9 protein-coding genes are annotated in these 12,342 nt (G+C 41.7%); 2 read left to right on the top strand and 7 right to left on the bottom strand.

All coding sequences use genetic code 11. The features are described from left to right. Positions 1-12: 12 nt before the first annotated feature. The 4 genes from AACH28_RS17575 to AACH28_RS17560 form a co-directional block, all read right to left on the bottom strand. Positions 13-1,257: a DUF1343 domain-containing protein gene (locus tag AACH28_RS17575; protein ID WP_341831120.1), complete on the bottom strand. Its 1,245-nt coding sequence runs from the start codon at positions 1,255-1,257 to the stop codon at positions 13-15. 444 nt (positions 1,258-1,701) lie between these two features. After that, a complete protein-coding gene (locus AACH28_RS17570) occupies positions 1,702-2,316 on the bottom strand; it encodes a peptidoglycan recognition family protein (protein ID WP_341831119.1) in 615 nt (204 codons plus the stop codon). A gap of 85 nt (positions 2,317-2,401) precedes the next feature. Next, on the bottom strand, positions 2,402-4,174 hold the full coding sequence (locus AACH28_RS17565; protein ID WP_201667089.1) for a SusD/RagB family nutrient-binding outer membrane lipoprotein: 1,773 nt from the start codon (positions 4,172-4,174) through the stop codon (positions 2,402-2,404). A gap of 12 nt (positions 4,175-4,186) precedes the next feature. Beyond that, on the bottom strand, positions 4,187-7,348 hold the full coding sequence (locus tag AACH28_RS17560; protein ID WP_286710256.1) for a SusC/RagA family TonB-linked outer membrane protein: 3,162 nt from the start codon (positions 7,346-7,348) through the stop codon (positions 4,187-4,189). A 563-nt stretch (positions 7,349-7,911) separates the two neighbouring features. On the opposite strand from AACH28_RS17560, the gene AACH28_RS17555 reads away from it, so the two are divergent. Then, complete coding sequence (locus tag AACH28_RS17555) at positions 7,912-8,559, top strand: DUF6266 family protein (protein ID WP_341831118.1); 648 nt, start codon at positions 7,912-7,914, stop codon at positions 8,557-8,559. A gap of 15 nt (positions 8,560-8,574) precedes the next feature. On the opposite strand, the gene AACH28_RS17550 is transcribed toward AACH28_RS17555, so the two are convergent. The 3 genes from AACH28_RS17550 to nagA all read right to left on the bottom strand — a co-directional run bounded on the left by AACH28_RS17550 (position 8,575) and on the right by nagA (position 12,058). Next, positions 8,575-9,129 (bottom strand): acyl-CoA thioesterase, encoded by a 555-nt coding sequence (locus AACH28_RS17550; protein WP_341831117.1) that lies wholly within the window; start codon positions 9,127-9,129, stop codon positions 8,575-8,577. Between the two features lie 99 nt (positions 9,130-9,228). Then, the gene (locus AACH28_RS17545) at positions 9,229-10,854 is read right to left on the bottom strand and encodes a family 10 glycosylhydrolase (RefSeq protein ID WP_341831116.1); all 1,626 of its coding nucleotides are present in this window, start codon (positions 10,852-10,854) and stop codon (positions 9,229-9,231) included. 94 nt (positions 10,855-10,948) lie between these two features. Next, complete coding sequence (gene nagA / locus AACH28_RS17540; protein ID WP_341831115.1) at positions 10,949-12,058, bottom strand: N-acetylglucosamine-6-phosphate deacetylase; 1,110 nt, start codon at positions 12,056-12,058, stop codon at positions 10,949-10,951. A 147-nt stretch (positions 12,059-12,205) separates the two neighbouring features. Between nagA and AACH28_RS17535 the strand changes: the two genes are divergently transcribed. Further along, entirely contained in the window at positions 12,206-12,337 is a 132-nt protein-coding gene (locus AACH28_RS17535) for a DUF6728 family protein (protein ID WP_338112831.1), read from the top strand. Positions 12,338-12,342: the final 5 nt, after the last annotated feature.

The following is a 12,342-nucleotide window of genomic DNA, read 5'->3' as shown; positions in this document are numbered from 1 at the left end:
TGTTAGTTATTGCTATTCAAAATCAGTATAAAGCAGATACTTTTTACGCATTTGCTTATAGGCTTTCAGGTCATCGGACCAAGAAGCACGAATCTGAGCTTCAGATTGTCCGGCAAGGATTTGCTTACGTAATTGATCTGTCCCCGCAAGCTTATCAAAAAATTCAGGCCGCGCGAAGAAAGTGGATTTATCAGGTGTCTTTTGATAAAAGTCCAACAGATATTTTAAGGTAAATTTTTGATGATCAGCATCCAGACCGCGCAAATCAACACCATAATTAACTGTTCCTTTGCCCTCCACATGTTTGGACATACCGTGACGTTCGCCCGGTGTAAAAGTAAAGGAGCCATAGACCGGATTTGTATAACCTAATACCTGGAACGGCCAATCCGTACCCCGACCTACCGAAATATCCGTACCTTCAAAAAGACATAATGAAAGGTACAACCGAACAGAAAGATAATTTGGCAGACTTGGCGATGGGATGACCGGCAGCTCATACCTACTGTTATGATTCCAATTTTTGACCTGTACAATCGTTATATCGGCCTGGCGGCCATGCTCAAGCCACCGCTCTCCATTGATCATCTGCGCCAGCTCGCCGATTGTTAAACCATGGATCATGGCTATTTTATGCCAGGAAACATCTGATTTAAACTTATCATCATGCCTTACAGGTCCATCCACCTGGTCGCCATTTGGATTTGGACGATCCAGTACAATTAATTTTTTATTATGCTTTGCACATAATTCCATTACACGGTGCAAAGAAGTGATGTATGTATAAAAGCGTGCCCCAACGTCCTGCAGGTCGAAGATCATCACATCAATGGAATTGACGATAGAATCTTGTTTCTTATTACCTCCATACAATGTAAACAGCGGCAAACCAGTCTTTTGATCAACATCATTCCCAAACTTCTCACCACGTTCAACGTTCCCGCGGAAACCATGTTCAGGCGCAAAGGCAAACTTCAAATCAACCTTATTATCGATCAAGACATCGACAAGATGTTTTTTATCAGCCCCTACAATGGAAGTTTGATTCCCCATTATTCCCACTTTCTTACCTTTTAGTTGTGGTAAATACAGCGTAAGTTGATCTGCACCCGGAATAACAACTTGGCTCGTTATCCGGCCGGCCATGCTGTTTACTGCGGTTTTGCTCGCTTGCATAGACTTCAACGAATTCCCACAGGAAACCCAAGCAACAACAGAAATTAAAAAGGATAGCTTTAATAAGGCATTTTTCATCATAAATAGACTCTTAGATCATGCACAAATTGCAGTTTTATGCACGAATAATTGAAAATCAGAATAAAAGTAAGTAGAACTTTTCGTTTTTAAAACTTAAAGCAACATAAAAACGCAAAAGAAAGTAAGTATTCACTTACAAATTACTTCTGTAACAGGAATTAAACCGCAATATATTAGTTGAGACTGAAAGCAAAAATACATTACAATAAATTGAAATACAGTCGATTACAATAAATCAGACGATTAAAAAGAAAAATAAGTAAGTGTGCAGAGCACACGCTCACGTAACAAATCAAATACAATTAACATTTTATTAACAATGCAGCAAAATACAGCAAACCAGCAAAATATATTGCAAAACGATCACCAATTGCACACTTATTACTTATTCCTGTAGGAAAACGCAATTTACCTGCAGAACGAAATTCTTCGATTAGGCATGATTTAAGGTAGGGGATTCAATTTCAGATCGACAAGATGCTTTCTTAGCTCATGTATAAATTTATCTCCCGGATCATCTTTACCCGTGATGTAATTGGGATCAGTTTCTTTCCACCAGCTTGTTTTCTTAAAACGTTGGTACTCATGGTGACCCAACACAAATTCAATCGGATATTTTTTACTGAGGTAACGGATAAGCTCTTCATTTGCTTTCAATTGTGCATCAGTCAGTGGATTCTGGCGACTACCTATATTTTCTATCCCTATTGCACAATAGTTGAGACCTATGGTATGCCGTGCAAAAATAGAATCTGGTAAAAACTGATAAATCGTACCGTCACGATCGATGACAAATTGCGAAGATACATTCAAGGCACTGGCCTTGGTCAGTTCCGGACGCCCCGGAAGTCTGACAGGATTAAAAGTATTAAAAGTTGCTTTTACGCTGTTATTGGCCGTCCAATGCACCACCACCATTTTAGGTTGGATAACAGGTGTTGACTGTGTCAGGCCATGCCGATTTTTCAGGTAATCCAACGAAAGCTGAATACGCTCCTTGTCCCAGGTAATCGGTTTTTGAATAATCTTGGGGGATTGTGCAAAAAGCACAAATGGCATAAAAAGAAAAAGGAAATTTATACAATATTTCATGACAAAAACAAACTAGATGAAGAAAGCCGCAGTTGCGGCTTTCAAATTTAACTTATTCTTTGGTATCCCACCAAACCGGGAATGACCAGATATCGTCATTTAACGCATTCGGGTGAGATGCTTTCAAATTATCGGAATTGTAGTTGATCTCATGCGAAACCTGACGGACTCTTCTAAATTGCTTTCCTTGCGGTATTTTAGTCTGCGCTGCCGCAGTCACCGTGTACTCATAAGGAACAGCCCAGCCTGGATATACCAAATTGCTAAAATCATAGCGACGCATATCATTCCAGTTTTGCTGTGAAAACGAAAGTGCGATAAACTTTTGTGTCATAATTTTAGCCAATGTAATATCTCCCGCCGTACCAATGCCATTGTTCAGGAAATTATCGATCTTAGCCTGCGCCATTGGCGATTTGCTCGGACTGGCGTCCGCATAGGAATTCAGCTTCATATTCATTAAGTCAATATGTGCTTTAATTCCCTCTTTATAGGCATTAAAGGCACCAGCTTTATCTCCCTTATTAAACAGGACCTCAGCTTTAATAAAGCACATCTCAGGGTAGGCCACCAAATGGGTCGGTGCATCGGGACGCGAATAAAATGTACCTGAAGCAGCCACGGTACCATCTTTCCATCTATAGGTATCCGACACATCGCTATCATATCCTTTGGAACTACTCTTGATGGAAACATATACCGTATCTCCCCAACGTGCCGTATTGGCACTGTTAATATACCAGGAATGTGGGTTTACCGTACGGCCGTTACTCTGAATAGCCACATCCTTATCATTATAAGAAGATGCAATCGGTCCTGAGTTCATGCGAATAGTAGACTGCATATCTACTCCCTTGGACCGCATCATCTTTTTGGGATAACCGTATTCTGCCCATGGTAATAGTTTGTCTGCCCGCGGATCCTCTATGCCTTTATTATCGAAATTGGTTAATAAATTTTCATACCATTTCGTGACCAAGGTATTGGTATTCATACCCGCATTATTAAAAACGATAGACGTTTTTACAGGATCTGCAAATAGGATATCCCCGATATTATCAGTCGCATCATCCATATGGGCAATTACTGTGCTTTCTCCAACGGAAGTAGCAGCCTTACTTAACGCTGCCAATACATCATCGGGCTTGTATAAAGCGCTCTTTTTCGATAGATTATTCAACCATCGCGCTTTCAAGCCATAACACATTTTCAACCACTTACTTACATCACCACCATTCCAGCTATCGCCAGCCGACAAGGGAGCAGCAGTACCAGGCTGAGTCATATTAAAGTATTCAATTGCCTTATCAATATCTGCAAGACAACCTTCGAAAATTACTTTCCCACCATCAAACTTTGGCGTTATGATGGTACCCAAGGCCTCCGTGTAAGGCATCTCACCGTACCAGTCCGTCATCAGCATAAAACCCATAGCACGGATAGCATGCAATGCACCAAGATAATGGTAAGCCTTATCGGCCGTAGCCTTGTCTTCCATATCCTTAAAATTGGCCCCAGCACCGACAAAGAAAAACTGATAGGGTGTAGTCGACATACCTGCCACAGGATTCCAGCCAGCAATCATACTGTTTGATGCCGTACCGTTGACAAATGTCAGTTGCTGTGTCACAAACCCCGCCCGTGTTCCCGCTGTCCCTTGCGCATACATATAATAATGCTGTATCCAGGCCAGACGACTTTGCACCGAAGCAACAGTACTCGACGGGGTATTGGGATCTACATTGATATCCAACCAATTTTTACTACAGGACGAAAATAAAGTTAGAACCAACAGAAATGAGACTATTCTCTTATATTTATTCATGACTTTTCTATCTTAAAATCTAAAATTTAAACCAAACATAACACCAGCAGTACTCGGCACACCGTTGTAATCAATACCTACCGAACTAGATCCCGTTACACCAGATCCGGCAGCGGAGGCCTCCGGATCAAGCCCTTTGTAGTTGGTCAACAACCAAAGATTAGTACCAGTCAAAGTAGCTGTAAGACCTTTTACCACTTTGGAAACACCGGCATTCTTCAGGACACCGTCCGAAAAGTTGTAGGACATCGAGATATTCCGCAAGCGCAACCAGTTTGTTTTCACCATAAAGTTCGCACTTTCACGGGCGTAGAAATCACTCCAATAATCTTGGATAATCTTCCGTCCGCTTGTTGACACACCTTTAATCGTGTACATCTGGTCGGCCAAGAAAGTGAATGTTTTGTTTTCGTACACCGGAGCGTCGTTTGTTCCGCCGTTACGGATGGCTCCGTCCAAAATCAGCTGATCACGATCTTCGGTTCGCTTGCTCATTCCATTAATCGTCATCGCATAATCTGTACCGTTATAGATATCGCCACCTATACGGAAATCAAACAGGAAGGACAGATTAAAATTTTTATAAGTCAAGCTGTTATTGAATCCACCTGTCAGCTTAGGCTCACGGTTTCCGATATTATATGTCGTCTGGTTGTCACTTGTTGGCATACCCGTATTAGCGTCCAAAACAACTTTTCCATCAGGTGTACGGGTCCATTGCGAACCTGAGATCCCCATAAAGTTTCCTCCGTTAAAGGATGCAGCTTTCGCATTCCCTACCTGCACGTCTGTGACATACAAAATATTGACCCCTGCGAGCAAGTTATCTACTGTCCCTTTGTTTCTGGACATGTTTAACGTAGATTCCCAAACAAAGTCGTTTTTCACAATCGGCTTACCAGTTAAGGACAACTCCATCCCTTTATTGTAGATATCGCCACCGTTGACTGAGATGAAAATATATCCTGTCGATTGTCCTAAACGTGGAGACAGAATCTGGTTATAGGAATTATTGGTATAGTAGGCATAATCCACGCCCAATCGCCCCTTAAAAAAGCGCAATTCAGCACCGACTTCAAACGAACCTGTTGTTTCAGGTTTCAAAAACGGATTACCTTTCTGCCAGTTATTTCCCGCGCCTACAATTCCACCTAAATATTCAACAGGCTTCCAAAGGTAGGTATTGGTTACATACGGATTTGCGTCCTTACCCACGCGCGCCCAGGAAGCTCTCAGCTTTCCAAAATCCAACCAGTCTGGGCGACTGTCTTTCATGAGTTCGGTAAACACAAAGCTACCACCAACAGAAGGATAAAAATAAGACCTATTGTCTACTGGTAACGTCGAGGTCCAGTCATTTCTTCCCGTAACATTCAAAAACAACATATTTTTATACGAAGCTCTTAACTCACCGTACAAACCAAAAAGACGTTTTTTTGTATTGTTTACTGCGAACTGTTTATTCGCTGCTGCTATATTTTCGAAGCTGTAAAAATTGTCTACCTCAAAATGATAGCCCATACGGCGGTTTGTTGTCGTCTTGGTTTGTTCCGAGAAAAATCCCACTAAAGCGCCTAAATCAAAATCACCTACCTTTTTATTGAAATTGGACATGATGTTGGAAGACCAATAGTTGTATTTGAAATCACTTTCCGACATCATACCTTTTTGCCAAGGTTTCTTAATTGCACCACCTTCACCGATAATAGTTGAGTTTTTAGTCAGATAACTATCCATCCCGACACGATAGGTGAGGCTCCACCAATCGAAGATGGGCATACTTGCATTGATACTACCTGTAATACGCTCGGTGTTATCGCCCAAAATATTTTTATTGATTGTCCAGTATGGATTTTCGACATCAGATTCTAGCGGCTGGCGGCCTTCAAACATCCGATACTTCGACCCGTCATCGTTGAGGTATTTCTTCATATTATCACTTCTTGACCAGCTGTACAGGGACTCCATCGCTCCTGTACCACCTGATCCCCATAGCCCCGCGGAAGTTAGGGTTTTATCTGTATTTGCCAGCGAATACCCCACATTAGCGCCCACCGTCAGTTTACCAAATTTTTGATCCCCATTAAAGCGGAACGTGGTTTTGTCAAAGCTTGTATTAGGTACGATACCCTTTTGATCAAAGCGGGAACCAGACAGATAGAATGATCCATTTTTATTTCCGCCGGATAAATTAACGGTATTGTCAAATACCGTCGAATGCTGGAAGAAATCTTTCACGTTGTTATAAACAACATCATTACTTCCAAATTTTTCGCCCCAGGATTGCGTGGTATAATCATCCAGTACACCCGCACTGTTATAATAGCCACGTTTGTATTTTCCTTGCTGCTCTGGCAAGCGATTCACCCAATTATTTGAAAATCTACTTGAAAAACCAATCTCCGTACGCCCTTCTTGTCCCTTTTTCGTCGTAATGATAATAGCTCCCGCAGCAGCTCTTGACCCGTATAAGGCTGCCGCAGCCGGACCTTTCAACACCGACACATTGTCGATATCTTCGGGATTAATATCCATCACCCGGTTACTGTTAGAGGTTGCTGTTGCTTGAGCGCCATCGAAGGCACTATTTCCTCCAATAACCGTAGAGTTATCGTAGATCACACCGTCTACAACAAACAAGGGCTGGTTGTCGCGCTCAAGAGAAGTTCCGCCGCGAAGAATAATCTGCGCTCCGGCACCGGCAGAACCCGAAGCCTGTGTTACATTAACCCCTGCAATCTTCCCTGCCAATGAATTGACCACGTTTGCCGTCTTATTCTTCATCAACTCATCCGATTTTATGTCCTGAACAGCATAGCCAAGCGCCTTTTTTTCCTTCTTAATTCCCATGGCCGTCACAACCACCTCTTCAAGCGCCTCCTCACTGCCAGAAAGCGTAACATTGATCGTTGCATTTGTCCCAACCAGTTGTTGTCTTTCCTGAGAACCCACGGCTCTGAAAATCAAAATATCGCCTGGCTCCGCATTGATGGTGAAACTTCCATCAGGCTTAGTTTGTGTACTGACAGATTTACCTTTGATGCTTACGGTTACATTAGGCATTGTACCACCATCAGAAGCATTCGTCACTTTACCCGTTACAGTTTTGGTCTGTGCCCATAAACTGGTTGACAGCATCACCCCTGAACAGAATAAGAGAATTTTTTTATTCATGGTTTTTAGTTAGTTGTTAATAATTTTCCATAACGGGCGGTTCCAACCCTAAGTTTATATCAATTACTATACAATAGTATGAAAAGCTTCCTGTTTTTGCAAGCTTATGCATAATTATTTGAAAAAGAAATAACAATAAACACATTAACGCACAATCTGACAGCAAAAAAAACCATTAATTCCTATAAAAACAGATACAAAAACGCATAGCACAGCAAAATAAAAACCAAAACATCTTATAAAAGCATTTAGCAACACCTTTTCACCGAATTTGATAGCAGAAAAAAAACATTAGCACAACAAAACCACCAATAGCATGCAGCATCCAACACATAACAGCGTGCTTATGCAAGGAAATGCCAGGTCGGAACCACCATTTTAAGCTATTTAATTGCCATTGTATTCAGAGATTACTCGGTGCTTCTTCGGTTGTGACCGAATAAAATCCGACTAAGTTCCGTCTTAGATCTGTAAAAGATCCGAGATAAAGTCGAACTTCATATTGATAAATGCTTATTTATTTTGTAGCTTAAAGAAAAATAAATAAGCAATTAACTTAGATTATGGCAGTCATTAAAAACGGTGCCAACGGCACGCTTTCAGGTAAAGCAGGATCAGTAGTGTTTGTTACCAATGGAAATACAACCTATGCTAGGGGCTTACCTAAGAAAAGTAGAAAAAAACCTTCTGCGGATCAAATCCAGTCACGCTCGCGTTTCTCCCTCATCCAAAAATTTATCTCTCCAATGCTAGATTTAATACGGGTCGGATTTAAAAACTATAACCCCAATAAAAAGGCTTACAGTAATGCCATGTCCTACAACCTCAATAATGCTATAGAAAAAACTGCTACTGGCTATGCAGTCAATTATATAAACTTCCGCGTTAGTAAAGGGGGGCCTAACCCTGTCTCCTCCCATACATTTCAGGTAGATAAAGAGACAGAAACATTCACACTCTTCTGGGAATATGACGCAAATATCGCAGCACAATACGACATCAACTCAAGTAGTTGCCGTTTGCTGCTATACAATCCGGACGAGTGCGCTTTCACAAATCACAGCATGAATACACTTGCTCAGCGAACACAGACAGTGAAACTTCAACGACAACAGCATATCGGCAACTACCACATCTATGTATTTTTCCATAGAACATACGGAAGCGACGAATGCACAGACAGTAAATATCTAGGGACATTTGAATGGTAAGAAAGGGAAGGAGACCTAAGAGTTCAGACTGATCTTCACATCAAAATGTTGCTTAATATAAGCCTGTTGTTCGGCGGAATCCGTTTCCAGATCGTGAATAGCACGGTCTCTTTCTTTGTCGACCTCCATCTTCACCACACAGCGGTAGAAACGAAATACATCTTTTTCGGTTTCCAATATTAACCTTGGCACCCGGGCAGGCTTGCCTGTTTCGTCTTTTGCCACCATCGTAAAATAAGAGGAATTACAATGCTTGGTTTCTCCCGTCTGAATATTCATGGCTTCGACCCGAATACCGACTTCCATAGAAGAGTTACCCACATAATTGACAGAAGCGATCAATGTCACCAATTCACCCACCTCAATAGGCTTCAAAAAATCAACTTTGCCAACTGATGCCGTCACACAATAATGTGCTGAAAATTTAGACGCGACAGCAAATGCGATCTGATCCATCAAGGATAAAATATAACCGCCGTGAATTTTACCGCCAAAATTAGCATTTGAGGGCAACATCAGCTGTGACATCCGAATCACAGAGTCGCTTACCGTTTTATAGATTTCTTCCATAACTATAAATTTACCTTGCATAGATTACAATTCAAAACAAAAAAGGGATATCTAAAATTCAGATATCCCTTTTTTAAGTGTTGATAACACAATAACTCGTTATTTTATCTTCTCAGCGACATAAGGCCCTTCATTGCTCAGGCGGTCAACAGCTTTTACCGCAATATACTGCAGTTTTTTGTTGTTTAATGTCGTTGGAATGTCCTTACTTGTAACTCCCGGATCCAGAATCTCATATTGCCATACCCCACCGTAGTTGAGATATAGTACCCATTTTGAAACCTGATCAATTTGCTGGTGCTGCCATTTCGCAAAGATATTTCCTCCCTGTGGAGTCAGTAGCAAAGTCGGTTTTAACAAAGGATTTGCATTCAACCAAGGGCTTGTTGGCACCAATGCTTTCACCTGATAAGGACCATTCACCAAAGCTTGTGTCATGGCCGGGTTTTTGGTCAGTCCCGCCAAACTCCAGTGGATTACACCTTCCCGGTTATCAGGCAATAGTGTACGTGCTGCCTCAACTTGATTCACAATTTCCTGAACATATTCCGGACCACGTCTGCCAACCGTATTGATGCCCGGCCAAAGGTGGCGTCCCAATGTATTTTCACTTTCCCACCATTTTAACAAAGCCGTATAACTCTGTTTGGCTGGCTGTATAGGCCAATACAACTGCGGAGCAAAATAGTCTATCCAACCTTTATTCAACCATAATTTAGCATCTGCATAAAGCATATCATACTGACTCGACCCCTGAATTCCTGACGGATAACCAGGTTTCCAGATACCAAAGGGACTGATACCGAATTTCACAAAATTTTTCTCTTTCTTAATATCCTTATAAATACGTTCGATAAAGGTATTTACGCTATTTCTACGGAAGTCTCCGCGCGATAAATCCCCTCCATTACGTCTGTATTCATTGTAACTATCCGAATCCGGAAAATCCTGGCCACCATTATATTCCGCGTAAGGATAGAAATAATCGTCAAAATGCACACCATCGATATCATAACGTTTGACGATATCCATAACCACGCGCGCAGCATGATCCTGTGTAGATTGCTTAGATGGATCAAACCAATAATAGCCCTGTTTTAATTTGACAACCGATTCGGGCATTTTACGTGCCATAGAAGTCGAGGTAACAGCACCACCAGCAGTATGATGAGCACGATAAGGATTCAACCAAACATGCAGCTCAATCCCTCTTTTATGCGCCTGTTCCACCCAGAAATCAAGTGGATCATAATAAGGAGATGGAGCCTGTCCTTCTGTTCCAGTCAAAAAGAAAGACCAGGACTCAAGATCACTTTTATAAAAAGCATCGGCTGATGGACGCACCTGAAAGATTACGGCATTAAAATTATTATTTTTCAAAAAATCCAGAATGCCGATCGCTTCCTGTTGCTGCTCGGCTGTACTCAGGTTGTTTTTGCTCGGCCAATTGATATTTGCAACAGAGGCCACCCAAGCTGCACGGAACTCGCGTGGTAACACAGGGAGATCAACCACAATTTCCTTCTTCTTTTCTGCAACTGGCTGTTCTTTTGTTTCAATTGTGTTTTTCACCCGTTCGCGCTTGGGCACTGTGGGGGGATCTTTTTTTACAATTTCGACATTTGTAGTTGTGGTATTAACAGGCTCCTGTTTTTTATTTTTCTTGGATGAACAAGAAGATAAAACAAAAAGTGCTGTTGCCAAAAATAATAGGGAACGTTTCATCAAGCTATAGAATAGTGTTTTTTCAAAATAACGAACGAAGATACATATAATATTGGTCAATGTCGGTCAATTGGCCAATCTTCTCCGAAATGGATCAATGCTTTAACTCACCTTTGAAAATCACCTGCTCCAACCTAAAGTCGTCGTTAAAGACAATGACATTCGCTATGCTTCCAGCATTTAGATTTCCGATATCCGTTCGTTTTAGCAGGTTTGCCGGATACACCGTCGCCATTCGGATCGCTTCATCGCGTGGTATGCCTACCTTTTGCACGGCATTTTTTACCCCCTCAAGCAAGGAGATTGCCGCTCCTGAAATGGTGCCATCAGGCAGGGAATAATAGCCATCGTTCAATACGTGATGATAGATGTCTTTATCGCAGGCGGCTACAGCATCTGTAATCATAAACAGCCGCTCGGCCATCTGACGTTTCGCAATTTTTACGGCTTCAAAGCTGACATGATGTCCGTCGACAATAATACTTGCTTGTGCAGTCGGATGATTAAAAATTGCGCCGACTAACCCGACTTCGCGATGATGTAACGGCGACATGGCATTAAACAGGTGGGTACTTGTTGGAATCCCCAGATCATAACCGTGGGTACCTTCCTCAAAAGTCGCATCACTATGTCCGGCACTGAGCAATAGATTATAGCCCTGCAAATGCTGTAAGATATCATCAGCGAAACATTCTGGCGCAATGGTCATCATCTTGACAACCTGATTTCCGGACAAAAGATCGTCAATCTTTTCCTTTGTAGGCTCGATAATTAATTCCGCGGGATGCGCACCCCGTTTTTTAGGATTCAAAAAGGGACCTTCCAGATGCAATCCTAAAAATGCATCGTGCCGAAAGCCTTCTGCCACCCGAATGGCATCCTTAAATACGGGAATGGTATTGGTCGCTAAGGTCATCATAAAAGAAGTCGTTCCTTTACCGACCAAACCCTCGGCGATGCGTTCCAAAGAGGCTACACTACGTTCGGCAGAATACAAGTCCGATCCGTCACCATACAATTGAAGGTCAATCAGCCCGGCACAAACAGTAGACCCGTTAACTGGATAACTGGTATAAGCTGCAGGCACCTCCTGGTCATTGACAATCGCCACAATTTTACCTTCGCTGATCAGCAATGCTTTTTGTTCCAAAATCGACTCACCAGTGTATATTCTGCCACCAATTAATGCTATCTTATTATTCATATAAATTCTATTTCATTGCCAAGTTACTAAAATTCAAAAAAAACCGTCCACTTGTACAGGATTTTGTTTTATCGTCTACCGGGAGTTCCTTCAAAGTTTTTGATCTTTTCATTTTCACTTTCTAATTTACTGTTGTAACTTAGTTCCATGTACTTTTTTAGAAAGCGTAACGCCGATCGCCCATCAAATGGCAGCATAAAAGCTATGCATATTATTAATGCAACGGCCATTATCGTCTTTTTATTGGGCCTGATCTACAAAATATTTTTTACTTCCTAAACACT

This window comes from Sphingobacterium thalpophilum (assembly GCF_038396785.1).
Lineage (GTDB): Bacteria > Bacteroidota > Bacteroidia > Sphingobacteriales > Sphingobacteriaceae > Sphingobacterium > Sphingobacterium thalpophilum_A.
This window is presented reverse-complemented; position numbering and strand designations above follow the sequence as displayed.

Bases quoted from the DNA above. Each gene is read 5' to 3' on its own strand.
- AACH28_RS17535 (WP_338112831.1), top strand. From the start codon at position 12,206: ATGTACTTTTTTAGAAAGCGTAACGCCGATCGCCCATCAAATGGCAGC.
- AACH28_RS17550 (WP_341831117.1), bottom strand. From the start codon at position 9,129: ATGGAAGAAATCTATAAAACGGTAAGCGACTCTGTGATTCGGATGTCA.
- AACH28_RS17565 (WP_201667089.1), bottom strand. From the start codon at position 4,174: ATGAATAAATATAAGAGAATAGTCTCATTTCTGTTGGTTCTAACTTTA.
- AACH28_RS17555 (WP_341831118.1), top strand. From the start codon at position 7,912: ATGGCAGTCATTAAAAACGGTGCCAACGGCACGCTTTCAGGTAAAGCA.
- AACH28_RS17575 (WP_341831120.1), bottom strand. From the start codon at position 1,257: ATGATGAAAAATGCCTTATTAAAGCTATCCTTTTTAATTTCTGTTGTT.
- nagA (WP_341831115.1), bottom strand. From the start codon at position 12,058: ATGAATAATAAGATAGCATTAATTGGTGGCAGAATATACACTGGTGAG.
- AACH28_RS17570 (WP_341831119.1), bottom strand. From the start codon at position 2,316: ATGCCATTTGTGCTTTTTGCACAATCCCCCAAGATTATTCAAAAACCG.
- AACH28_RS17545 (WP_341831116.1), bottom strand. From the start codon at position 10,854: ATGAAACGTTCCCTATTATTTTTGGCAACAGCACTTTTTGTTTTATCT.
- AACH28_RS17560 (WP_286710256.1), bottom strand. From the start codon at position 7,348: ATGAATAAAAAAATTCTCTTATTCTGTTCAGGGGTGATGCTGTCAACC.